General features: G+C 60.7%; 22 protein-coding genes and 1 pseudogene. 20 read left to right on the plus strand and 3 right to left on the minus strand.

Annotated elements, in window-relative coordinates; translation table 11 throughout:
• Window positions 1-72: 72 nt before the first annotated feature.
• Window positions 73-1524, plus strand: a complete 1452-nt coding sequence (guaB, locus tag LG374_RS10135; protein WP_225757577.1) for an IMP dehydrogenase — start codon at window positions 73-75, stop codon at window positions 1522-1524.
• A gap of 144 nt (window positions 1525-1668) precedes the next feature.
• Here guaB and gloA read toward each other — a convergent pair whose 3' ends face one another.
• Window positions 1669-2181 (minus strand): lactoylglutathione lyase, encoded by a 513-nt coding sequence (gloA, locus tag LG374_RS10140; RefSeq protein ID WP_255594502.1) that lies wholly within the window; start codon window positions 2179-2181, stop codon window positions 1669-1671.
• Window positions 2182-2235: 54 nt separating this feature from the next.
• Here gloA and LG374_RS10145 point away from each other — a divergent pair, with 54 nt between their 5' ends.
• A complete protein-coding gene (locus tag LG374_RS10145; protein ID WP_225757578.1) occupies window positions 2236-3321 on the plus strand; it encodes a metallophosphoesterase in 1086 nt (361 codons plus the stop codon).
• A 216-nt stretch (window positions 3322-3537) separates the two neighbouring features.
• Complete coding sequence (locus LG374_RS10150; protein ID WP_225757579.1) at window positions 3538-4131, plus strand: DJ-1/PfpI family protein; 594 nt, start codon at window positions 3538-3540, stop codon at window positions 4129-4131.
• 66 nt (window positions 4132-4197) lie between these two features.
• On the opposite strand, the gene upp is transcribed toward LG374_RS10150, so the two are convergent.
• Window positions 4198-4833, minus strand: coding sequence for a uracil phosphoribosyltransferase (gene upp / locus LG374_RS10155; protein WP_225757580.1), 636 nt, complete (start codon window positions 4831-4833; stop codon window positions 4198-4200).
• Between the two features lie 119 nt (window positions 4834-4952).
• On the opposite strand from upp, the gene LG374_RS10160 reads away from it, so the two are divergent.
• The 14 genes and pseudogenes from LG374_RS10160 (at window position 4953) to LG374_RS10220 (ending at window position 18774) form a co-directional block, all read left to right on the plus strand.
• Window positions 4953-6257, plus strand: coding sequence for a J domain-containing protein (locus LG374_RS10160; protein ID WP_225757581.1), 1305 nt, complete (start codon window positions 4953-4955; stop codon window positions 6255-6257).
• Entirely contained in the window at window positions 6254-6703 is a 450-nt protein-coding gene (locus LG374_RS10165) for a DNA polymerase III subunit chi (RefSeq protein WP_225757582.1), read from the plus strand. Before LG374_RS10160 ends, LG374_RS10165 begins: the two co-directional genes overlap by 4 nt.
• A 151-nt stretch (window positions 6704-6854) precedes the next feature.
• Window positions 6855-7868, plus strand: a complete 1014-nt coding sequence (galE, locus tag LG374_RS10170) for a UDP-glucose 4-epimerase GalE (RefSeq protein ID WP_225757583.1) — start codon at window positions 6855-6857, stop codon at window positions 7866-7868.
• A 230-nt stretch (window positions 7869-8098) separates the two neighbouring features.
• Complete coding sequence (locus LG374_RS10175; RefSeq protein WP_225757584.1) at window positions 8099-9064, plus strand: tetratricopeptide repeat protein; 966 nt, start codon at window positions 8099-8101, stop codon at window positions 9062-9064.
• Between the two features lies 1 nt (window position 9065).
• The gene (locus LG374_RS10180) at window positions 9066-11144 is read left to right on the plus strand and encodes an ATP-dependent DNA helicase (protein WP_225757585.1); all 2079 of its coding nucleotides are present in this window, start codon (window positions 9066-9068) and stop codon (window positions 11142-11144) included.
• Window positions 11104-11766: a tRNA (adenosine(37)-N6)-threonylcarbamoyltransferase complex dimerization subunit type 1 TsaB gene (gene tsaB, locus LG374_RS10185; RefSeq protein WP_225757586.1), complete on the plus strand. Its 663-nt coding sequence runs from the start codon at window positions 11104-11106 to the stop codon at window positions 11764-11766. Before LG374_RS10180 ends, tsaB begins: the two co-directional genes overlap by 41 nt.
• Entirely contained in the window at window positions 11763-12191 is a 429-nt protein-coding gene (locus LG374_RS10190; protein WP_225757587.1) for a thioesterase family protein, read from the plus strand. Before tsaB ends, LG374_RS10190 begins: the two co-directional genes overlap by 4 nt.
• Window positions 12181-13677: a GTPase gene (locus LG374_RS10195; protein ID WP_225757588.1), complete on the plus strand. Its 1497-nt coding sequence runs from the start codon at window positions 12181-12183 to the stop codon at window positions 13675-13677. The genes LG374_RS10190 and LG374_RS10195 overlap by 11 nt, the downstream gene beginning before the upstream one ends.
• Window positions 13613-14956, plus strand: coding sequence for a GTP-binding protein (locus LG374_RS10200; RefSeq protein WP_225757589.1), 1344 nt, complete (start codon window positions 13613-13615; stop codon window positions 14954-14956). Before LG374_RS10195 ends, LG374_RS10200 begins: the two co-directional genes overlap by 65 nt.
• Window positions 14957-15191: 235 nt before the next feature.
• Window positions 15192-15380, plus strand: a pseudogene (locus LG374_RS12545) (helix-turn-helix domain-containing protein); the annotation flags it as partial.
• A gap of 57 nt (window positions 15381-15437) precedes the next feature.
• On the plus strand, window positions 15438-15968 hold the full coding sequence (locus LG374_RS10205; RefSeq protein ID WP_370639341.1) for a DUF664 domain-containing protein: 531 nt from the start codon (window positions 15438-15440) through the stop codon (window positions 15966-15968).
• Between the two features lie 3 nt (window positions 15969-15971).
• Complete coding sequence (locus tag LG374_RS10210; RefSeq protein WP_225757591.1) at window positions 15972-16478, plus strand: 3'-5' exonuclease; 507 nt, start codon at window positions 15972-15974, stop codon at window positions 16476-16478.
• A gap of 4 nt (window positions 16479-16482) precedes the next feature.
• Window positions 16483-17802, plus strand: coding sequence for a replication-associated recombination protein A (locus tag LG374_RS10215; protein ID WP_225757592.1), 1320 nt, complete (start codon window positions 16483-16485; stop codon window positions 17800-17802).
• 117 nt (window positions 17803-17919) lie between these two features.
• A complete protein-coding gene (locus LG374_RS10220; protein ID WP_225757593.1) occupies window positions 17920-18774 on the plus strand; it encodes an EamA family transporter in 855 nt (284 codons plus the stop codon).
• Window positions 18775-18821: 47 nt separating this feature from the next.
• Here LG374_RS10220 and LG374_RS10225 read toward each other — a convergent pair whose 3' ends face one another.
• The gene (locus tag LG374_RS10225) at window positions 18822-19775 is read right to left on the minus strand and encodes a LysR family transcriptional regulator (protein WP_370639314.1); all 954 of its coding nucleotides are present in this window, start codon (window positions 19773-19775) and stop codon (window positions 18822-18824) included.
• 66 nt (window positions 19776-19841) lie between these two features.
• Here LG374_RS10225 and metE point away from each other — a divergent pair, with 66 nt between their 5' ends.
• The 3 genes from metE (at window position 19842) to LG374_RS10240 (ending at window position 24780) form a co-directional block, all read left to right on the plus strand.
• A complete protein-coding gene (gene metE, locus LG374_RS10230; RefSeq protein ID WP_225757595.1) occupies window positions 19842-22121 on the plus strand; it encodes a 5-methyltetrahydropteroyltriglutamate--homocysteine S-methyltransferase in 2280 nt (759 codons plus the stop codon).
• A gap of 67 nt (window positions 22122-22188) precedes the next feature.
• On the plus strand, window positions 22189-22980 hold the full coding sequence (locus LG374_RS10235; RefSeq protein WP_225757596.1) for a transferrin-binding protein-like solute binding protein: 792 nt from the start codon (window positions 22189-22191) through the stop codon (window positions 22978-22980).
• 177 nt (window positions 22981-23157) lie between these two features.
• Window positions 23158-24780 (plus strand): alpha-D-glucose phosphate-specific phosphoglucomutase, encoded by a 1623-nt coding sequence (locus tag LG374_RS10240; protein WP_225757597.1) that lies wholly within the window; start codon window positions 23158-23160, stop codon window positions 24778-24780.
• Window positions 24781-24798 lie beyond the last annotated feature (18 nt).

Here is a 24798-nt window from a genome sequence, read left to right on the forward strand (position 1 = left end):
AAGACGCTTTTTTGTCGTGAACGAAGTCCCGCCTGTTAAAATACGCCGCCACTGTCATTTCAGAGGCACCCCATGCGTATTATTGAAGAAGCTCTCACATTCGACGACGTCTTGCTCGTCCCTGATTTTTCCGATGTTCTGCCGCGCGACGTAGACTTATCCGTCCGCCTCGCCCGCGACATCCGGCTCAACATCCCCCTCTTTTCCGCCGCGATGGATACCGTTTCCGAAGCCCGCCTCGCCATCGCCCTCGCCCAGCTCGGCGGCATCGCCATCATCCATAAAAACATGACGCCCGCGCAGCAGGCAGCGGAAGTGCGCAAAGTGAAGCGCTTTGAGTCCGGCGTCATCCGCGACCCGCTCACCACCACGCCGCTGGCAACCGTTGGCGAAGTGCGCGAATGTACCCACGAACACAAATTTTCCGGTCTGCCGGTGATTGAGAACGGCAAAGTGGTCGGCATCGTTACCCGCCGCGACCTGCGGTATGCCGAAGACCACGAACTCGTGCGCGACTACATGACCCCGCAGGATAGGCTCGTTACCGCCAAAGAATCGGCAAGCACCAGCGAAATCAAACTGTTGCTGCAAGAACGACGCATCGAAAAAGTGCTGCTTATTGACGACGAATACCGCCTGAAAGGTCTTGTTACTGTGAAAGACCTGCGCAGTGCGCGGGACTACCCCTTCGCCTGCAAGGACAGTAACGAAAGCCTGCGCGTTGGTGCAGCCATTGGCCCCGGCGGCGACAGCGAAGAACGCATTGAACTGCTTACCAAAGCAGGCGTGGACGTGCTGGTGGTGGACACTGCCCACGGCCATTCCAAAGGCGTGCTTGACCGCGTGCGCGAATTGCGCCGTCAATTCCCGGAACTCGTCATCGTCGGCGGCAACATTGCCACCGCTGAAGCCGCCATTGCTTTGGCGGATGCTGGCGCGGATGTGGTTAAAGTTGGCATTGGTCCCGGCTCCATCTGCACCACCCGCATCGTCGCGGGTGTTGGTGTGCCGCAAATCTCGGCCATCAGCAACGTCGCCAAAGCCCTTGCCGGACGTGAAGTCAGCATCATCGCCGACGGCGGTATCCGCTACTCCGGCGACATTGCCAAAGCCATCGCCGCCGGTGCACATGCGGTGATGGTCGGCGGTCTGCTCGCCGGTACTGAAGAATCACCCGGCGAAGTTGAACTCTACGAAGGTCGCTCCTACAAAGCCTATCGCGGCATGGGTTCCATCGGCGCGATGGCGGCAGGCTCCTCCGACCGCTACTTCCAGAGCGGGCAAAAAGCGGAAAAACTCGTGCCGGAAGGGATCGAAGGCCGCGTGCCCTACAAAGGCATGGTCTCCGGTGTTATCGAACAACTGATGGGTGGCCTGCGCGCCTCAATGGGCTATACCGGCTGCCACAATCTCGCGGAAATGCGCAGCAAACCGCGCTTCGTGCGTATCAGCAACGCCGGTATGCAAGAATCGCACGTCCACGACGTGACCATTACCAAAGAACCGCCGAACTACCGCCGCTAGGCAGGGAAATAAAAAGGCAGGCTGAGGCCTGCCTTTTTCATTTTTGCCCATGATGCCTACGCCCGCCAAGCGGGTAGTTGCAGGGTTTTGCCGCTGCGCGGGCCGGAGGACGAGGACTTTTGGCGTGTACGAAGGGGACTGGTATCAGCCTTTGATGATTTCCACCCAGTAGCCGTCCGGGTCCTTGATGAAGGCGATGTCGCGCATCGTCCCTTCTTCCGGGCGCTTTTGGTAGGGGACGTGGTTGGCGTCGAACCAGCGAATCGCGGCGTCGAAGTCCGGCACGCTGATGCAGATATGCCCGTAGCCGCGCGGTTCGCTGTTGCCGTTGTGGTAGCTGAATGTAGGATCACTTTCCGTGCCCCAGTTGTGGGTGAGTTCGAGGACGCCGCTTTGCCGCGCGATCCAGCGGCGGCGTTCTTGTTCGTCAGCGGGAATCTGCTCGTCGCCTCTGAGCATCACGAGGAAGTAGAGGCTGAATTTGCCGCCTTCGTAGTCGCTTTTGCGCACCAGGGTCATGCCGAGAATGCGGGTGTAGAAATCCAGCGATTTGGCCGGGTCTTTCACGCGCAGCATGGTGTGGTTGTAGGTGAAGCCTTGGGTGGCCGGGTCATGGTTGTTGCAGGCGCCGTCGGCGCTGATGCCGGTGAAGGTCATGGTTTTCTCCGTTTCATTTATGATGGCGCGCCATTTTAGCAACTGGATGTGTATATGCCGCGCTGGTTTTTTGTTTTGTTCGTTTTTCTTGTGATGCAATTGCTGCTGTGGATGTTCGCCCGCTCGCTGCGTTTTTTGCTGGGTGACCGCCCCCGCCGCCACCTCACTGCCTCGATTTTTGTCCTCGCTGACGGATTACTGCTGGTCACGATGACCCGCCTGTTTCCCGTGCTTTTTATTGTGCAGGCCTGGATGATAGCGTCGCTATGGCTATGGTTCATGGTGGCAGCGGTTGCTTATCCGCTGTACCGCATCGGCAGACGATTTGCCCCGCAGTGGGCGGCACGGTTGCTGCGCGTGTTTTTGCCGACGGGCTTTGTAGCGCTTTTTGCCTGGGGGTTTTTTAACGCCAATGCGACGGTCGTGCGCCATTATCAGGTGACGTTGCCTAAAGCGATGGCGCCGCTGCGTATCGGCGTCGCTTCCGATATTCATCTCGGTGGCAATTTCTTCTACGGCGCACGCGAACTGGACCGCCTTGCTGCGCTGATGGCGCAGGAAAAGGTGGACATCATCCTGCTGCCGGGGGATGTGATTAATGACAATGTGCGCGCCTTCCGCGCAGAAAATATGCAGCCGCATTTGCAGGCTTTGCGTGCGCCGCTCGGTGTCTATGCCACGCTCGGCAATCATGAATTCTATGGCGATGCTGAAGAAAACGCGCAGGCGTTGCGCGATAGTGGTGTGCGGCTCTTGCGTGATGAAGCGGTGGTGGTTGCTGACCGTTTAGTGCTGGTTGGCCGTGATGACGAAATACATGCCAACCGCCCACCGCTCGCCACCCTGCTTGATGGGGTGCGCCGCGACCTGCCCATTATCGTCCTCGACCACCGCCCCAGCGACATTTCCGCCAACGTGCAAACGGCGATGGATATGCAGGTATCCGGACATGCGCACCGCGGCCAGATTTTCCCCGCCAATTTTATTGTGCAAGCGATGTACCGCCTCGCTTACGGCCATGAAAATATCGAGGGAAAAGAGGTGTTTGTTTCTTCCGGCTATGGTTTTTGGGGCGTGCCGCTGCGTCTCGGCTCGCGTTCCGAAATCTTTGTGATAGAGGTGAATGGCATCGAGTCTTAAAAACTTGTCATCCGGGTTGTTGTATGTATAATACGCGCTATCAGGATGATACATAGGTACCGACTCGCAGGGATGCCAGCTTTATTTTTGCCTGTTTTTCGTAAAAATGTAGGGAAAATCGCTCAAAACAGCGCAATAACCGCTCAAAAAACAGCATAAAGATCTTTTTGTTGCACAATGTTTGTTGTATGCCTACCACGCAACGAGGTGACCTGTATGCACATCTATTGTCTGCTCTTTCCTGACTATGAAGCCCTTGATCTGATGGGGCCGGTTGAATTTCTGCATTTCCTGCCGGATGTCCAGCTGCACTACACCTCGTTGACAGGTGGCAATATCACCGCCCACCAACAATTCAGTGTGGCAACGGTGCCGTTATCCGCTCTGCCTGCCGACAGTCTCCTGCTGCTGCCGGGCGGTATGGGCACGCGCGCCCTGGTGCACGACGCTGCCTTTCTTGCCGCTTTGGCCCGTGCTTGTGCGCAAAGCGCGTGGGTGTTGAGTGTGTGCACTGGTGCGGCGCTTCTGGCGGCGGCGGGCGTGCTGGATGGTCTGTCTGCCACTTCAAACAAGCGCGCATTTGCTTGGGTGCGCAGCGTCAATCCACGTGTGGATTGGTGCAGCGTCGCCCGCTGGGTGCGGGCGGGCAAGTATTACACCGCTTCCGGCATTTCGGCGGGGATGGACATGACGCTCGGCTTCATCGCCGATAAGTACGGCGTGGATACCGCGACTGCCATTGCTAACCGCTGTGAATACCGCTGGCAGGGCAATCCCGCGCAGGATGAATTTGCCGCGTTGTACCGCTGAATATCCGTTGTCGCATAAAAACAAAGCCCCTCACGCGAGGGGCTTTGTTGCAAAAATACCGCCGTATCAAGGGGTCATCACCGTGCCGAAAATCTTGTCGCCCGCATCCCCCAGACCAGGGATGATATAGCCATGTTCATTCAAATGACTGTCCAGCGCGGCGGCAAAAATCTTCACATCGGGGTGGCGCTCGTTCACCAGCTTCACCCCTTCCGGCGCGGCGACCAGCACCAGTGCCTTGATGTCCTTGCAGCCCTTGCTTTTCAGCAAATCAATCGTTGCCGCCAGCGAGCCGCCGGTGGCCAGCATTGGGTCGATAATCCAGGCAGGGCGTTCGTGCATGCGGCTGGTGAACTTCTCGAAGTACGACACCGGTTGCAGCGTCTCCTCATCGCGTTGCAGACCGACCACGCTGATCTTCGCCGTCGGGATCAAATCGAGCACGCCATCCAGCATCCCCAGACCCGCACGCAGAATCGGCACGACCGTCAGCGTCTTGCCGGCAAGCCGTCTTCCCGTTACCTCGCCGCACCAGCCCTGCAACACATATTCCTCACTCGGCAGCTCGCGTCCGGCCTCATAAGCCATCAGCCGTGCCAGCTCGCGCGTCAATGTGCGGAAGCTGTATGTGCTGCAATCCGCCTCGCGCATCAGCGACAACTTGTGCGCCACCAGCGGATGATCAATCACCGTCAGATTCATAAAACACCTCAGTCGTGGAAAAAACGGCCGCATTATAAGCTGCTGCCCCCGCCTCCGCAGCGCCTTGCCCGTCCGCCGGGGGCACACTATCATCACCACTTTTCCGCTTCCCCTGCGACATGAACCACTGGCACACCCTCGGCATCCCGCCCACCCGCGACGAAGCCGCCATCAAGCGCGCCTATGCGCAAAAACTCAAGCAGCACCGTCCCGACCGCGACCCGCAAGGATTCATCGCCCTGCGCGCAGCCTACGAAGAAGCCTTGGCATACAGTGCGGGCGAGGCAGCGCCGGTCTATACCCGCCCCGCAGACGACGTGCCGCTGCTTGATCCGCGTACCCTCAGTCGTAGCTGGCGCAAAGCTAAAAGCGACGAGGCCCTGCTTGCTCTCTTCCAGGAACAAAGCCGCTTGCTGCCGACCATTGATGAGCAGCTTGATTACCGCGATATTCTTTCCAGCTGGATCGAAGCGCGCGACCGTCCGCGCCGCTACCCCAAAAGCCTCATCTGGGCGGTGGACAGATACCGTCTGTTGCACGGTCTTGACCCCAACGATCCGCTGCGCGCCGACTACCTGCGCGCCCTCATCATCTACGGCAGGCGCGATAAAGCCCTGTCCCTCCTCGCCGTCCGCTCGCCGGCGCTGGCCCGCTGGCTGCAACAGCCCTTCCCGCTGCAAATGCTCCTGCTCTTTGTGGTTGACCGCGACCTCGCCGAGCTGCAACACGACCTCGATCTTGATGATGACGCCATCCGTGCCGCCTTTCCGGATGTTGCCATGCTGCTGCCCCGCTTCGGTCTGCCGCAACTCGGCCTTGTCCTCGGGGCTGCCCTCGCCTGGTGGCAGGACTGGCGACAGACCGTGGTCTGCCTCGCTATCCTCCTTGCCTATAGCCAATGGCGACACATCCAGCTGCGCATCGCGCGTGGTGGTGCCAATCTGTCGTTTACCGCCCCGGCGCCACTTTTCGCGGGAGCACTCGCCTGCTACGCCGTCCTCGGCTTCTATGCCCCCGCCGCCTGGCATCTGCCCGTCGCGCTCGTCGGCATCCTTACCGCTGCCCTGGCCTACAGCCGCGTCCCCGCTGATGACATTCCCCGCCGTCACTATCTATACAGCGGCATCACCCTTGGCATTCCGCTCAATCTCATCGCGACTAACCCCCTCTATGTCCTCTACTGGTTCATCCCCTGCCTTGCCGATGGCGCTCGCCGCTACCGCGATTACGACCTGCATTTCCTGCGCTTCTTTGCCAATACCGCCTACCTCGCCGTCCTCATCCAGACCGGTTGGCAACTGTGGCGGCTGCGCAGCGATGCGCCCGTCCCCGCTGTCCTTGCTGCCGCCTGCCTTTTTGCCGCCGTGGGCAGCAGTCTCCGGCTAGCCGGCTGGGACATGCCCGAAGACGAGGAAGCCTCATGACCACCCCCATCATCCGTTTCTACGTCCTGCCCGCTGACAGCGGCCTCGAACACCGCCTTGATCTCGTCTGCAAACTCGCCGAAAAAGCCCAGCAGGAGCAGCTGAAAACCCTCATCCTCTGTGCCGATGACAACATGACGGCACAACTTGATCACGCCCTGTGGCACTACCGCGCCGACAGCTTCCTGCCGCACTGCCGCAGCGGCGATCCGCTGGAAAGCGAAGCTGCCGCCGTTCTCACCGTGCCGCCGGAACGCGCCGCCGCCTGCGACGTGCTCATCAACCTCAGCAACGAAACCATCCCAGACCTGCCGCGCGGTTGCCGTCGCGTCTTTGAAATCGTCAGCCCGCAGGCCGACGTGCTGACGAGTACCCGCCACCGCTACGCCGCCTACCGCGAACGCGGCCTTGAACCGCAAACCCACCGCCTGGACGGCAGCAAATAAAGGCATGGATACCTTGCAGACGAAGCGCATGCACGCCCGTCCCGCTTGACGATTGCCTGACGCAAGGCCTGCCCCCGTTCGGTAGGCGAGACAATCAGGCAGATTGCGGCGACAATACCCCCATCCACACATCCCAACACAAGGAGACACCATGATCCTCGTCACCGGCGGCGCCGGCTACATCGGCTCGCACACCGTCCTCACCCTGTTGCAACACGGCCACGACGTCCTCGTCCTCGACAACCTCTGCAACAGCTCGGCCGAAGCCATCCACCGCGTCAACCGCTTAACCGGCAAAAACGCGCGTCTTATCGAAGGCGACATCCGCGACCGCGCATTGCTTGATCAAATCCTCGGCGAACACCCCATCCGCGCCGTCATCCACTTTGCTGGCCTGAAAGCCGTCGGCGAAAGCGTACAAAAACCGCTTGCCTACTACGACAACAACGTCGGCGGCAGCATCACCCTCATCGAAGCCATGCAGGCGGCGGGCGTGAAAAACCTCGTCTTCAGCTCGTCGGCGACCGTGTATGGCGAACAGGGTGGGGCGCGCGAATACACCGAAACCATGCCGCTTGGCGTGCCAAGTAGCCCTTACGGCAAAACCAAAGTCATGATCGAGACCATCCTCGGCGATACTGCTCACGCCGACCCGACATGGACCATCGCCCTCCTGCGCTACTTCAACCCCGTCGGCGCGCACGAAAGCGGCGACATCGGCGAAGACCCGCAAGGCATCCCGAACAACCTCGTACCTTACATCTCGCAAGTGGCGGTCGGCCGCCTCGAACGCCTCGCCGTCTATGGCGACGACTACGACACCCCGGATGGCACCTGCCTGCGTGACTACATCCATGTCATGGATCTCGCCGCCGGTCACGTCAAAGCGCTGGAACACATTGCGGATAAAACCGGCGTGTACACATGGAACCTCGGCAGCGGCACAGGCAGCTCGGTGCTGGACGTCGTCCGTGCCTACGAAAAAGCCTGCGGCAAAACCATTCCCTACACCATCGCGCCGCGCCGCGCCGGTGACCTGCCTGCCTTCTGGGCCAACCCGGAAAAAGCCGCACGTGAACTCGGCTGGCGCACCGAACGCAGCCTGGATGACATGATGGCCGACACCTGGCGCTGGCAGGCGAAAAACCCGCAGGGTTATCGCTGAAATCCGCCGCCCGCGTATCCGTCGCGTATTCCCTAACCGCTTGAAGAAAATCCTTATTCTTGCGGAATACCGCTATGAAAGGTATGGGTTTCCCGCGACAATTCCCGCCCGCTGCCGGGCGGGAAATTTTCGTGCGCGCAAAGCGCGTCCCCGTCTAAATTCAAGGTAAAATGCGCCCGCTTTTCATCCATTTTTTGTAATCTTGGCAAACGATTAAGAGGATCCGGAACATGAAATACCTATGGCTTGGTATCACCACCGCGCTTTTTTTGAGCGGATGCAGCGTCTATGGCGACGGGCAGGCGCCGGTCGTGAACCGCAACACCCAATACGGACAGCAGCCTGCCTTTGGTGGGCAGATGCCGCCGCAGGACGGCGGTTTTGGTTTTAACAACCAGGGCGGCGGTTTCAACAATATGGCGCTCGGCGGGCAGCCGCCCGTTCATCCGCAGCAGGCGCGGCAGCAGCCGCCGATGCGGGCGCCGGTCAATCAGCCCCCAGTGAATCAGCCCCCGGTAAATCAGCCAATGGTGCAGCAGCCGAATATGCCGGTTAACCCGCCGCAGCCTGCCGGGCAGACACAGGTGCAGTCTGCCAGCCCGTATCAGCCTGCCGCCCCAACCATCAAGGCTGCGGCGAACGCCAATAATCCCGCCACGCCGCCGAAGACGCCGCAGGAACCTGGGGTGGTTGCGGTGCGTGAGGCGGTGAAAGAAGCGCCGAAGACGGCGGCAAATACACCTGCTACGCCGCCCGCTGATAACAAGCGCCAGGCGCTGCGTCCGAATAGCGGCGATGTGAACGTCGGTGCGCCGAGCACCCCGGCGGTTGCTGATAACAAAGCCGTCGCCAGTGCCCAGCCCGCCGCCAAGGCCGAAGGCGAGACCGCCGTATCCGCGCTGTTGAAGAAGGCTTCCGGTGCACTCGGCAAGGGTGATCTGGATGGCGCTGCCGCTTATCTGGAAAACGCGCAGCGGCTTGATCCGAAGAACAGCAAAATCCTCTACGACATCGCCAATATCCGCTACCACCAGGGACGCTACAAAGAAGCGGAAAGCATGGCCAGCCGTGCCGTGCAGACCGGTGGCAATAATGCGATGTTGAAGAAGTCGTGGTCGCTGATTTCCAATTCGCGTAACAAGCTGGGCGACAGTCAGGGCGCGGTACAGGCCGCCACCAAAGCCGCTTCTTACTGATTTGCGCGATATTTCCGCCCTGTTTGCGGCAGGCGGCGCCCTGAGCGGCGCCGTCAGCGGTTATCAACCGCGTCAGGGGCAACAGGAACTGGCCGAAGCCGTCGCCGACAATTTGTCGCGCGACGGCATTTTGTTGGCCGAAGCGGGTACCGGCACGGGCAAGACATTTGCCTATTTGCTGCCGCTTCTGGCCTCCGGCCGCAAGGGGCTGGTGTCCACCGCCACGCGCAATTTGCAGGAACAGATTTACGGCAAGGATTTGCCGCTGGTGCGCAAGGTGCTGGGCAGCGTGTCCCGCGTCGCGCTGCTGAAAGGGCGGCGCAATTACCTCTGCCACCATCACTACCATCAGTATCTCGATGATGACTGCACGACGGCGGCGGACAAGCGGCAGCGCCGCGCCATCGAGCATTTTTTTGATACGACGGCTGACGGCGATCTGGTCGGCCTGAAAGAAGTGGCGGAAGATGCGCCGGTGCTGGCGCGCATCACCTCGACGATTGAGAACTGCCTTGGCCGTGACTGCGCGTTTTACGAAGAATGCTATTTGCAGAAGGCGCGGCAGAAGGCGAAGGAAGCGGATGTGGTGGTTATCAACCATCACCTGCTGCTGGCCGATTTCGCCCTGAAAAGCGAGGGATTTGCGGAAATCCTGCCGGATATTCAGGCATTTGTGATTGACGAGGCGCACCACCTGCCGCAGACCGCCATCCATTTTCTCGGTGACCGTTTTTCGGCGCGGCAACTGCTCGGCTTCATCAACGACGGCGAACACGCCGCCTTGCAGGAAGCGGCGGACGCGCTGGAACTGCGCGAATGCCTGCGTGATTTGAAGCTGCAAAACAGCAAAATCCTGCTGACGGTACGCCAGCCGACGGAAACGCGGCTGGACGAAGAACAACTCGCTGCCCTCCCTGATTTCTGGATGGAACTGCGCCGCCTTGCCGAGCTGCTCGCCCGCTTTCAGAGCCAGCTCAACACGCAGAAGATGCGCGGCAAGTTGCTCGCCCACCTCTACGGACGTGGGCAGGATTTGCAGAAACTGATAGCCGCCTTCCTCGCGCAGGCGCCTGTCGTTGAGGATGAAAACGCCGCCAAGCGGGACAACCACGCGCTTCAGGATGAAGACGCCGTCGGGCAAGACAACGACGCAGCGCAGGACGAATCCCCCGGCAGCGAACCCACCCCCCGCGCTGTCTGGCTGGATGTCGGCCCGCGCCACTACACCCTCTGCTCGGTGCCGGTAAATGCCGCCGGCCGCTTCGCCACCTGGATTGCGAACAGCAACGCCAGCTGGGCGTTTCTCTCGGCGACGCTGGCGGTGAACGGCAGCTTCGCGCATTACGCGCGCGAACTCGGCCTGTGTGACTACCAGTCCCTGCTGCTCGCCAGCCCCTTCGACTTCCGCCATCAGGCATTGCTCTACCATCCCGAAGGCCTGCCCGATCCGAACCATCCGCAATATAACGACGCGCTGATTCAAGCCGTCCTGCCCGTGCTGGCGCGCAGCAAAGGCCGCGCCTTCCTGCTCTTTACCAGCTACCGCGCCATGCACGAAGCCGAACGTGCCCTGCAAGACAGCGGCTATCACCTGCTGGTGCAGGGGCGGGCGGGGAAGAACGCGCTGCTCGCCGATTTCCGCCGCCACGACAATGCCGTATTGCTGGCGACATCGAGCTTCTGGGAAGGCGTGGACGTGCGCGGTGACCGCCTCGTCTGCGTCGTCATCGACAAACTGCCCTTTACCGCGCCGAACGACCCCGTCGCCCGCGCCCGCCACCGCCTGCTCACTGACAAAGGCCTGTCGCCCTTCATCCACGACACCCTGCCGCAGGCCATCATCACCCTCAAACAGGGCGTCGGCCGCCTTATCCGCGACCGGGGTGACTACGGCGTCCTCGTCCTCGCCGACCCGCGCCTGACCCGCAAAAACTACGGCACCACCTTCCTCAACAGCCTGCCGCCCATGACCAAAACGCGTAAAATAGAAGTCATTGACCGCTTCTTCGCTTACCACGAAAACAACAACGGAAAACCGCATGAACCTGCCGACCAGACACAGCACCCTGCTCGCCCTTGATACCTCCGGCCCCGCCTGCTCCGTCGCCGTGCAACACGGTGGCGCGGCCAGCCAGGCCTACGAAATTGAAGCCCAGCAACACACGCGCGAGCTGCTGCCGCTTATCGACAAACTCCTGCAAAAAAACGGCCTGGAAAAAACCGCCATCCAGGGCATCATCCTGAGCGCCGGGCCCGGCGCCTTCACCGGCCTGCGCATCGGCGCGGCAGTCGCTACCGGCCTCGCTACCGCCTGGGGCGTGCCACTCCTGCCCATCTCCTCGCTTGCCCTGCTCGCCGCCACCATCCGTCGCCACAGCGGTGCGGAAAAAATCCTCGCGGTGATGGACGCGCGCATGGGCGAAGTCTATGCCGGCCTGTACGAAAACGGCGTCTGCACCGGTGCTGACCGTGTCTGCCCGCCGCAAGACATCCCCGCCGACTGGTTCGACGGCGCCCTCGTCGCCGGCGCGGGCACCGTCTATGCCGAACACTTCCCGGCTGACGCCAACGTCGCCGAAGACGACTACCTCCCCGAAGCCATCGACGCCTTCAGCCTTATTGACAGCGCCGACTGGCAGCCGCCGCAACAAGGCGTCGAACTCCACTACCTGCGTAACGAAGTCGTCCAGCCCCAGCCATGACCACACCCTTTACCGCCGACCACACCAGCCGCCTCACCGTCCGCATTGGCGACATCAACTACGGCGGCCACCTCGGCCACGACCGCCTCATCACCCTGCTGCACCAGGCGCGCATCGAGCTGCTGCACGCCCTCGGCGCGACGGAAACCGACTGCTTCGGCGCGGGGCTCATCATGCGCCACCTGACCTGCGACTATCGCGGCGAAGCCTTTCTGAACGACACCCTCGACATCGCCATGCGCGTGGACAACCTGCGCAACGCCGCCTACACCCTGCAATACAGCGTAACCTGCCAAGGCCGCCCCATTGCGACCGCTGCCGTCGAAATGGTCGCTTACGACTACCAGCGCCACAAAATCATCGCCCTGCCGCCCGCCTTTGCGGACGCGCTGCACTGCCGCCGCGAGAACCACCATGACCAATAACAACAGCGTTTCCCTCATCCGCAAAGCCATCATCCTGCTGACCGTCCTCATCGTCCTGGTCGTCTTCCTCATCATCTTCCAGTTCACCGACATCGCCTTCCGCGTGTGGGACCGCATCCAGCACACCCCGCCCGCCTTCATCGCCATTTACCTCACCATCGTTGCCCTCATCGCCGCCATCGGCCTCGGCCTCATCTGGAAAATCTGGACCGTTGGTCGCAAGCGGCGCGGGCAGGGCAGCACAACCGCCGCCGAAAAAAAACGCCACACCCTCGAAGAACTGCAAGCGCGTGCCGCCGCCGCCCGCGCCCAGGGGGTGGACGTCTCCGCCATCGAAGCCGAGCTCGCCGCCATCGAAGCCGAGCCGCAAGAACTCGAACTCGCCTTCTTCGGCAAAATCAGCACCGGCAAAAGCTCGCTCATCCAGACCCTGCTGCCGAACGCCAGCGTCGATACCTCCATCATCGGCGGCTCCACCACCGCTATCGAGCGCTACCACTACGAAAACAACCGGGGCCTCAGCCTGACCCTGCTCGACATGCCCGGCACCCACCAGGCGGGGGCGGACGGCACCCTGGACCGCGAAGTCATGAACGCCGCGCGCCGCGTGCACATCGTCGCTTACGTCATCGACCAGGACCTCACCGAGAGCGACATCATCTCCATCCTGCGCCTGCATGCCTTCGACAAACCCATGCTTGTCGTCCTCAACAAAACCAACCTCTACACCGCAGACGAACTCGCCGAACTCAAAACCCGCATCAAAAGCCGCCTGCCCGACGGCGTCAACTACATCGCCTGCGCCAGTGCCTACCGCCAGAAAATCCAGCGCATCGCCGCCGACGGCAGCGCGACCTGGGAAGAAGAATACCGGGGTGGCGACATCGCGCCGCTCCTGCAAGCCATCGCACAAATGACCACCGCGCGTGGCACCCTCACCGCGCGCAACCGCGAAGCCCTCTTGAGCCTCGCCCACGAAAATCTCAACCACCGCCTCAGCCACTACCGCCGCGAACGCGGCGAAGCCCTCGTCAAAAACTACGCGCGCAAAGCCATGCTCGGCGGTGTCGCCGCCGTCGGCCCCGGAACCGACATCCTCATCCAGGGCTACCTCGGCATGGACATGTTGAAACACCTCACCCGCCTCTACGACATCCCCGCGCGCGACATCGACCTGCAAACCCTCGTCGAAGCTGCGAGCAGCAAAGTCAAAACCCAACTCACCATCATCCTCGCGCTCGCCGGCAACGTCTGCAAAGCCTTCCCCGGCATCGGCACCGTCATCGGCGGTGCCTCCCACGCCGTCGCCTACGGCCTCATCTTCGAAAGCCTTGGCCGCGCCACCCTGCAAGCACTCGAAAGCGGCAGCGACAACATCAACACCCAGCACATCATCCAAAACTTCGAGGAACAACTGCACAATGAACTGGAAACGCGGGCGCAAAACCTCGTCCGACTCGCCATCGGCCGCGACAAACAAAGCTGATCAGCACCTCGAAAAAGCCCGCGACAGCCTCACCGCCCTGCTTGAAGACAACCGCCTGCCGGAAGACGCCCGCGCCCGCTTGGGAGAAGACTACCGCCAACTGCAACGTCTGCTCGACAAACTCGAAAAAGGCCACGTCCACGTTGCCGCCTATGGCCGCGTCAGCGTTGGCAAATCCGCCCTCTTAAACGCGCTGGCCGGGCGCGACGTCTTCGCCACCAGCGTCCTGCACGGCAAAACCCGCCACAGCGAACAAACCCTCTGGCAAGAATACGACAGCGGCGGCGTGTACCTCATCGACACCCCCGGCATTGACGAAATCAACGGCCAGGAACGCGCCAAACTCGCCGCTCACGTCGCCCGCCAGGCTGACGCCGTCCTCTTCGTCGTCGATGGCGACATGACCCGTGCCGAATACGAAGCCCTGCTGCAACTGCACGAAAAAACCCAGCCGCTCATCCTCGTCCACAACAAAGCTGACCGCCTGAGCGACGCCGATCGCACCACCCTGCACAAACACCTCATCCGCCGCACCGCCGGCATCATCCCGGCCGAGCGCATCGTCTCCGCCAGCGCCCGCCCCGAAGCCTACCGGCAAATCCGCATGGACGCCGACGGACGCGAAGTTGAGACCACCGTCCGCCCCGAACCCGACATCGCCGCATTAAAAAGCGTCCTCTGGCAACTCCTCGAAGCCGACGGCAAAAGCTACGCCGCGCTGAACGCCAGCGTCTTCGCCGGAAAACTCTCCGAACGCGTCGGCCGCGAAATCGTCGCCGCGCGCAAACACCTCGCCGACCACATCATCCGCCAATACGCGCTCATCAAAGCCGTCGGCGTCGCGGTAAACCCCATCCCCGCCGTGGACCTGCTCGCCCTCGCGGCGGACGCCAGCATGGTCGTGCACCTCTCGCGCACCTACGGCATCGACATCACCCGCCACCAGGCGGGCGAACTCGTGCGCACCATCGCCGTACAAACCGGCGTGCTGATGGGCGCGGTGTACGGTGTGCAGGCACTCTCCTCCCTGCTCAAAGGCCTCACCGCCGGCTTCTCCACCATCCTCACCGCCGGCGCACAAGGCGCGGTGGCCTACTACGGCAGCTACGTCATCGGCAAAGCAGCCGAACACTACTTCGCACAAGGGGCGAGCTGGGGCGAAGCGGGCGCCAAACCCGTCATCGAAGAAATCATGCGCGACCTCGACAAAGACCGCCTGATGCAAGAAGCCAAGCAGAGCATCGCCCAATACCTGGGCAAAAAAACAGAAGAAGAGTAGGGCAGGGTAGGGAAGCCAGGTTTTACCCCGCTTGGCGCTAAAACGCGTGCAAGCGATCCCTTCCCCCGCTTGCGGGGGAAGGTGGCCGAAGGCCGGAAGGGGGGCAAAATAACGGCATTTTTCCCGCTTGGTAGTACCCCAAACCCGAAAAGCGCATGCAAAACCCTCGCCTGCCTGTGACTGTCCGGACACACGACGGGTAACACTTACCCCGCCCTAACCGACGGAGGCTCCCATGCCCTGGAAAACCCAAAGCGCAAAAGAACAACGCATAGAACTCGTTACCCTCGCCCGCAAGCCAGGTGCCAATATCAGCGAACTCGCGCGCCGCTTTGGCGTCAGCCGCAAGACCGTCTACAAATGGCTCAAGCGTGATGACATGGACGATCGTTCCCGCCGCCCAAAGAACAACACCAAACGCGTCCCGCCGCAGCAAGGCGCGATACAATCCCGCCCGCAATCCCCTATCCGGGACAATCCCATGATCCCTCCCTACCTCGACATGCTGCTTGATGCCGTCCGCCGCCCGCAGGAACGCCTGCTGCGCACCATGGACGGCCTCAGCCTCGCCCAACTCAACGCCCTGCCCGTGGCAGCGAGCGCGCCGACCATCAAAAGCATCGGCTGGCTCGTCTGGCATACCGCGCGCGAACAAGACCTGCAAATTGCCGCTTTGGCGGGCATGGAAGCACTGTGGACGCGCGACGGCTGGAACCGCCGCTTCGCCTTTGACCTGCCTGATGATACCGAAGACTGGCGGCACAGCCCGGCGGAAGCGGCGCAAGTCATCATCCGCGATGCCGCGCTGCTGCGTGACTACCTCGCTGCCGCCACCCAGGCGGTCATTGACTACCTGCAACAACTGCCGCCGGACGCCTTGCCCGACATCATCGACCGGCACTGGAACCCGCCTGTCAGCCGCGCCGTGCGCCTCATTTCCATCATCGACGATGCCGCCATGCATTCCGGACAGGCGGTGTATGTGCGCCGCCTGCTGGGACTCACGGATTAACCCATGCAAAACTTCGTCGCCCTTGATTTCGAAACCGCCAACCGCAACCCCAGCAGCGTGTGCAGTATCGGCCTGGTGTTCGTCGCGAACGGCCAGCTCGCGGACAGCTACTACCGCCTGATCAAACCCATCCCCGACTACTACAGCGCCTTCAACACCGGCATCCACGGCATCACCGCCGCCGATACCCGCCGCGCGTCGCGCTTCCCCGACATCTGGCAGGAAGTGCTGCCGAAAATCGCCGGCCTGCCGCTGGTCGCGCACAACAGCCCGTTTGACGCCGGCTGTCTGCGCGCAGTGCTCGCGGCTTACGACCTGCCGCCACAAGAAAACCGCTTCTACTGCACCTGCCGCCAGGCGCGCAAAACCTTCCCCGAACTGCCCAACCACCAACTCGCTACCGTTGCCCGCTACCTCGGCATCCCGCTTGACCGCCACCACCATGCCCTCGCCGATGCCGAAGCTTGCGCCCGCATCGCCCTGCGCGTCTTCGCCGACCACCCCCGCTAAAACCATGGAACAAACCACCCTTTTCACCGCTGCCGACGAAAAAAACCAGCCGCTGGCCGCCCGTCTGCGCCCGCGCAGCCTCGACGACTTTGTCGGGCAGCGGCAACTGCTGGGCGAAGGCAAAATCCTGCAACACATGATCACGCACGACGAACTGAGCTCCATGATCTTCTGGGGGCCATCCGGCGTGGGCAAAACCACCCTGGCGCAAATCATCGCCCACCAGACCCGCTCGCGCTTCATCACCTTCAGCGCCGTCGTGAGCGGCATCAAAGACATCAAAAAAATCATGGAAGACGCCGAAAGCCAGCGGCAGCGCGGCGAAAAAACCATCGTCTTTATCGACGAAATCCACCGCTTCAACAAAGCCCAGCAGGACGCCTTCCTGCCCTACGTCGAAAAAGGCAGCATCATCCTGATCGGCGCGACCACGGAAAATCCCTCCTTTGAAATCAATAGCGCACTGCTCTCGCGCTGCCGCGTCTTCGTCCTCGAAGCCCTGACGAATGCCGAAATCATGCAACTGCTCAACAACGCGCTGCACCATCCGCAGGCCTTCCCGCCCCTGCACATCACCGCCGACGAAGCGGCGCTGGCCGCCATCGCCCATCATGCCAATGGCGACGCCCGTGTCGCGCTGAACACCCTCGAACTGGCCGTCAAAAACAGCACCGCGCGGGACAACCGCCTCCACCTCAACGCCAACACCCTCGCCGACATCCTCAGCCGCCGCCAAATCCACTACGACAAAAACGGCGAAGAACACTACAACATCATCTCGACCCTGCACAAAGCCATGCGCAACAGCGACCCCGATGCGGCAATCTACTGGCTGTCGCGGATGCTCGAAGGCGGCGAAGATCCGGTGTACATCGCCCGCCGCCTCATCCGCTTCGCCGGAGAAGACATCGGCTTGGCGGATACCCACGCGCTGACACTTGCTGTCAGCGTCTTCCAGGCCTGCCGCTACATCGGCATGCCCGAATGCGACGTGCACCTGACCGAAGCCGTGGTGTACCTCGCTCTCGCGCCAAAATCCAACGCCATCTACCGGGCGCGCTGCAAAGTGGCGGAAGACATCAAAAAGACCCGCAACGACCCCGTACCGCTGCACCTGCGCAACGCCGCTACCCGGCTGATGAAAGACCTCGGCTACGGCAAGGGCTACCAGCTTGCGCACTACCACGCGGACAAACTGACCACCATGCAGACCATGCCGGACAACCTCATCGGCCGGGAATACTACTTCCCGACAGAAGAAGGCCACGAACAGCGCTTCAAGGCGCGGCTGGAACAAATCAAGCGCTGGAAGGCAGAACATTAGGACGGGGGCAGCCGTTATCCCGCTTGCGGGGAAGGATGCCGCTGCTTAGTCTGCCATCTAGAATTTGCTCAAAACAAAAGTACGCACCGCCCATCCCAACATGAATAACACCTCACCATGACCCGCCTCAGCATCATCCTCACCACCGCCCTTGCCCCGCTGATCTGGGGCAGCACCTACCTCGTTACCACTGAATTCCTGCCGCCGCAGCGTCCTTTCACCGCTGCCCTTCTCCGCGTCCTGCCCGCCGGGATATTGCTGCTGGCCTACACGCGCGAGCGGCCTGAGCGGCATGATTGGGGGAAAATCCTACTACTCGGCGTGCTCAATATCGGCCTGTTTCAGGCCATGCTGTTCATCGCCGCCTATCGCCTGCCCGGCGGTCTGGCCGCTGTTTTGAGTTCGACGCAAACCCTGATGGTGCTGCTTTTCACCTGGCTTATCGGCAAAACCCTGCCACCGCGCGCCGCCTGGCTGTGGGCGGCGGCAGGCGTCGCCGGTATTGCCCTGCTGGTGCTGTCGCCGCAGGCGCATTACGACGCCTTCGGCATCGTCGCTGCGTTAACGGGCGCAGCGGCAATGGCGCTCGGCGTGTATCTCTCCAAGCACTGGCGCATCGGCCTGAGCGTCCTCGCCTTTACCGGCTGGCAACTGCTGTTCGGCGGCTTGTGCCTGCTGCCCGTCGCCCTGCTGACGGAAACCGTGCCCGATACCCTGAGCGCGGCCAACATCAGCGGTTATCTTTATCTCTGCCTGTTCGGCACGGTACTGGCCTATGTCCTTTTCTTTCGCGGGATCAGCAAACTACCGCCGGCTGTCGTTTCCTCGCTGGGGCTGCTCAGTCCCGTCAGTGCCTTCCTCCTCGGCTGGTGCTTTCTCGGACAAGGCATGGACGGCAAATCGCTGCTCGGCTTCGCGCTGGTCTTGGCCTCCATCTTCGGTGTGCAGCGGGCGATGGGCAAACACCGATAATGCCGCCAAGCGGGATAAAATCTGGGCTCTTGGCTGGTCGCCCTGCATCACCCCTGTAATTCTGCCGCGATGCGCGAGAAGCCGGCGATGTAATCCACTTCGCGTTCGTCTTCACGCACGCCGAGGTAGATGTGTTTGAAGATGCCCGCGTCGCCGAGACGCAGGCAGGTGAGCGGCATTTCCGCTGCCTGCTGTTCGATTAGCCAGCGTGGCAATGCGGTCACGCCGCGTCCCGCCGCGACCATTTGCAGAAGGATTTCCGTGGTTTCGATGGTTTTGTGCGCCGCCACGCCGCGGTTGGCGGGGAGCAGGAAGGCCTGATAGATGTCGAGGCGTTCGGTCGGCACCGGGTAGGTGATCAGGGTTTCTTTTTCCAAATCCGCCGGATAGGCAGCGCGTTGTCGTGCCAGCGGGTGATCGCTGGCGACCACCAGCACTTGTTCGTAGTCAAAGACGGGGGTGAACACCAGGCGTTCGCCGAAGACGGGGTCGGGGGTGATCAGCATGTCGATTTCGTAGGCGTAGAGCGCGGCGACGCCTTTGAACTGGTATTGCTGCTTCACGTCCACGTCCACGCGTGGCCAGGCAGCGAGGTAGGGTTTGACCACGCGCAGCAGCCACTGGTAGCAGGGATGGCATTCCATGCCGATGCGCAGCAGGCCCTGGCCGCCGCTGGCGTAGTGGCGCAGCTGGTTTTCGGCATGCTCGAATTGCGGCAGCAGGTTTTGCGCGAGTTGGTGGAGAAAGCGGCCCGCCTGGGTCAGGCGCAGGCTGCGTCCTTCTTTCACCCACAGCGGTGTGCCGACCTGCTCTTCCAGTTTGCGTGCGGCGTGGCTGAGGGCGGATTGGGAGAGGTAGAGGGCGTCGGCGGCGCGGGTCAGGGTGCCGTGTTCGACGACGGCGCGAATCAGCGCCAGGTGGGAGCGTTCCAGCATGGTGGGGGTTCCTTCGGAAAAAACGGCATCATGAATGACTTTCATGAAGTGATGCAAATTTGCCATTTCCCTTCAACTTTACCAACCGTTATAGTGCGCGCGTTTTTTTCATCCAAAACTCTCGGAGAATGTATGACAACCATCCACAACCTTGGTTTCCCGCGCATCGGCGCCAAACGCGAACTGAAATTTGCCCTCGAAGCCTACTGGAAAGGCGAAAGCACCGCTGCTGAATTGCAAGAGGTGGCAAAAGCCCTGCGCGCGCGCCACTGGCAGAATCAGGCCGGTTTTGACCATGTGCCGGTCGGCGATTTCACCCTGTATGACCACATCCTCGACATGAGCGTCACCCTCGGCAATCTGCCGAAACGCGCTTATGAAGGCGGTGGCGACGAGTTGGATGCGTTCTTCCGTACCGCGCGCGGCCGCAGCCCCATCGACAAGGGCGCTGGTGTGGCCGCCGGCGAGATGACCAAGTGGTTCAACAGCAACTATCACTACATCGTTCCCGAATTCGACAAGGACACCCAGTTCAAGCTCAACCCGCAGCGTCTGCTGGATCAGATTAAGGAAGCGCAAGCACTCGGCGTGAAAGGCGTCAAACCCGTCATCGTCGGCCCCGTCACTTACCTCTGGCTCGGCAAGAGCAAGGATGATTCGAACCGCCTCGACCTGCTCGAACGCCTGCTGCCCGTCTATAAGCAACTGCTGAACGAACTGGCGCAAGCGGGTGCGGAATGGGTGCAGGTGGATGAACCCGCGCTGGTCACCACCCTGGATCAGGATTGGCGTCACGCGGTCAAGACCGCTTATCACGAGCTGAACCGCACCGTGCCGAAAATCCTGCTCACCACTTATTTCGGCGATTTCGGCGACAACCTCAACCTCTTGCACGACCTGCCCGTAGATGGCGTCCACCTCGACACCATCAACGCTGCTGGCGAAATCAACAAACTTGTGGACCTGCTGCCAGCGACCAAAGTCATCTCGCTTGGCGTGGTCGATGGCCGCAACATCTGGAAGGCCGACCTCAACCGCCTGCTCGGCACCCTTGAACCGATCCGTGACCGTCTTGGCGACCGTCTCTGGCTGGCACCGAGCAGCTCGCTTCTGCACGTGCCGGTTGACCTCGCCCAGGAAGATACGCTGGATAGCGAAATCAAAAACTGGCTGGCGTTCGCCCTGCAAAAACTCGACGAACTGCGTGTGCTGAAAAAAGCACTCGACGGTGGCCGCGACAGCGTCAAAGCCGAACTGGATGCCAATGCCGCCGCGCTGGCTGCCCGTCGCGCCTCTACCCGCGTCCACAGCGAAACCGTGAAAGCACGCGTCAAAGCCGTCACCCCAGATATGGGCAACCGTCAATCGCCCTACGCCACACGCGCGCCGAAACAGCACGCCGCCATTCAGCAGCCGCTCTTCCCGACCACCACCATCGGTTCCTTCCCGCAGACTGCCGAAATCCGCAAATCGCGCAGCGACTTCCGTAAAGGCGCCATCAGCGAAGCTCAATACATCGAAGACATGCAGGCCGACATCCGTCAGTGCGTGAAAATCCAGGAAGAACTGGATATCGACGTCCTCGTCCACGGCGAAGCCGAACGTAACGACATGGTCGAATACTTCGGCGAACAGCTTGACGGCTACATCTTCACCCGTTTCGCTTGGGTCCAATCCTTCGGCTCACGCTGCGTCAAACCGCCGGTTATCTACGGCGACATCTCGCGTCCGAAACCGATGACCGTCTTCTGGTCACAATACGCGCAATCGCTGACCAAGCGCCCGATGAAAGCCATGCTCACCGGTCCGGTCACTATCCTCAACTGGTCTTTCGTCCGTGACGACCAGCCGCGTTCCGAAACCTGCCTGCAAATCGCGCTCGCTATCCGCGACGAAGTACTCGACCTCGAAAAAGCCGGCCTTGGCGTCATCCAGATTGACGAACCTGCGCTGCGTGAAGGCCTGCCGCTGAAAAAAGACCAATGGCAAGCTTATCTGGACTGGACCGTCTTCGCCTTCCGCGTCTGCGCCAACGGCGTGGCGGATGAAACCCAAATCCACACTCACATGTGTTACAGCGAATTCAATGACATCATCCAGTCCATCGCCGACCTGGATGCCGACGTCATCACCATCGAAACCTCGCGTTCCGACATGGAGCTGCTCAAAGCCTTCGACGACTTCAACTACCCGAACGAAATCGGCCCCGGCGTGTACGACATCCACTCGCCGAACGTGCCCAGCGTCGAAAGCATGGTGGATCTGATGGACAAAGCCATCGCCCGCATCCCGAAAGAACGCCTCTGGGTCAACCCGGACTGCGGCCTGAAAACCCGCGCCTGGCCGGAAACCAAAGCGGCACTCGCCAACATGGTCGAAGCGGCGAAAATCCTGCGCAAAAAATACGCCTGATAAAGCATGTATAAATAGAGCGGTGCTTCGGCACCGCTTTTCACATCAGCCACAAGAGGAAACACACATGCAACACCGCAATTTGCTTACTGCCGCCATCACCCTGAGCCTGCTCACCGCCTGCGGCGGAGGGGATAATGACAGCGGCGTGACCGCCGACCCGCGCCCCACCTCGCTGAACAGCAGCGGCAACACGCCGACCAAGCAAACCCTGTCGTCCGGTACCGCACGCAACGACGACAAAAAATCCTACGAGAGCTTCGATTTCAACGTCCTTGACCTCGGCGCGGGCAAGCCAAAAATTACCATCCTTCCGCCGGGCAAAGTGCAGGGCGCGGACAAAAACCGTCTGCTCACCCTGACTGACGGCCCCTACAAAAGAATTATCGGTAACAACCTGAGCAAAGCCAGCTACGGGCTGATTGATACGACCAGCTACGACAACAAATACCGAACCTTCTATCAAGGTGCCCGCGCCGATCTCACCTCTTCAGCTTCCTTTTTCGGCATGATGCTTGATGGGGTTACGCCCTTACAAGGCAGCGCGCATTACAAAGGCCTCGCTGTGCAATATTCGGATAGAGATGGCATCGAAGAAGGAACCTCGACTTTCGATGCGAATTTTCAGGATAGGAGACTGTCCGGCCGCATCAACGTCGGGCGGCGGGAAATCACAATTGGTTCAATGCTCATAGGCAATACTTTCTCCGGCTTCGGGAAGGACGCAGATAAAAGCGATGGCCTCCTCAGCTTCGAAGGCGCTTTTTTCGGTAAAGATGCTTCTGAAATTGCGGGGACTTACCAAAAAGCGAGCCTTGATGATGGCTATATCGGAGCCTTCGGCGCTCAAAGACAATAGCGGCGACAATTTTGTAGGCAACAAGGCGGGCTGTGAGCCCGCCTTGTTGCTTCTCCGTACTGCCGGCATGATTGTGAACCTCACCTCTTTTTCACACAAAACCCCGTGTGTTAATACTAAATCCACGATATTGCGTTAAAATACCGTTAGTTTTCCCGCCACCCAAGAGGTAATTCCATGAATATCAAGACGATTAAATTCGCAACGTTCGATGACCAACGTCCCGGGACTTCTGGTCTGCGCAAGACCGTGCCGCATTATCAGCAGCCGCATTACACCGAAAGTTTCATCCAGTCCATTTTTACTTCGCTCGGCGGTGTCGCCGGCAAGACGATAGTGCTGGGCGGCGATGGGCGCTATTACGGCGCGGAAGCTGCCGCCATCGTGCTGAAAATGGCGGTAGCACAAGGTGCGAAGCTGGTGCTGGTCGGTGAGAACGGTCTCCTGTCCACGCCTGCTGCCTCGCACGTCATCCGTCACTATCACGCCGATTTCGGCATTATTTTGTCTGCCAGCCACAACCCGGGCGGCAAGGACGGCGATTTCGGCATCAAGTTCAATCTCGCTGCCGGGCAACCCGCGCCGGAACATGCCACGGAAGCGGCCTTCGCCGTCTCCAAGTCGCTCACGGAATACACCATCGCTGATGTCGAATTACCGTCTTTAGCTACACCGGGCAGTTACCGCTTGGGCGACACGGAAATCCGCGTCATCAGCAGCACTGCCGATTATGCCGACCTGATGGAATCGCTCTTCGATTTTCCCGCCATCAAGGCTCACATTGCCAAGCATCCGTTTGTGTTTGACGCGATGCACGCCGCGACTGGCCCGTATGCGATTGAGGTTTTCAGCAAACGCCTCGGCCTGCCGCAGCAATTTTTGCTGAATACCAAGCCTCTGCCCGATTTCGGCGGTGGTCATCCCGACCCCTCACCCGCGCATATTGATGAATTAAAAGCGGCGATTGCGGCCAATCCGGAAGTGGTGATGGGCGCAGCCAGCGATGGCGACGGCGATCGCAACTTGATTACCGGGCGTAAGCATTTTGTGAATCCTTGCGACAGCCTCGCGGTGATTGCCGATAATCATCAATTCATCCCCTGCCTGCGCACACTAAAAGGCGTAGGGCGGACGATGCCGACCAGCCGCGCCGTAGATGCAGTCTGCACCGCGCGTGGGCTGAACTATTATGAAACGCCGACCGGCTGGAAGTATTTCGCCAACTTGCTGGATGCCGACCTGATTCACCTCTGTGGCGAGGAAAGTTTCGGCACCGGCGGCAACCATATCCGCGAGAAGGACGGCATCTGGGCGGTGCTGTGCTGGCTTAACCTGCAAGCCGCTACGGGCAAAACGCCGGATGACATCATCGAGGCGCACTGGAAGAAATATGGCCGCCACATTTTCAACCGCTTCGATTACACCGCGCTCGACAAGGCCACTGCCGATGAAATGCTGAAACAATTTGAAATCCAGCTGGAAAAACTGCGTGGGCAAACAGTAAGCGGGCTGCTGATCACCGATGCGCAGCAGTTCAATTATGTGGATCCGACCAACGGCGAAACCAGCCCCGGTCAGGGCTTGCAAATCCAGTTCGGCGAGCAGGCGCGCATCATCTGCCGTCTCTCCGGCACCGACAGCCGTGGCACCACCCTGCGCATGTATGTTGAATATTGGCAGTCAGACGTAGATACCCCGCCCGCACTCGCTGGTACCACCTCGACACTCGCTACTATGGCGCAAGGCATGATGAATCTCGAACACTATTGCCAACGCACTCAACCCGACAACATCGTTTAAGGTAAAAGGACATGACGA

The sequence above is a fragment of the Cardiobacterium sp. Marseille-Q4385 genome (genome assembly GCF_916618745.1).
Lineage (GTDB): Bacteria > Pseudomonadota > Gammaproteobacteria > Cardiobacteriales > Cardiobacteriaceae > Cardiobacterium.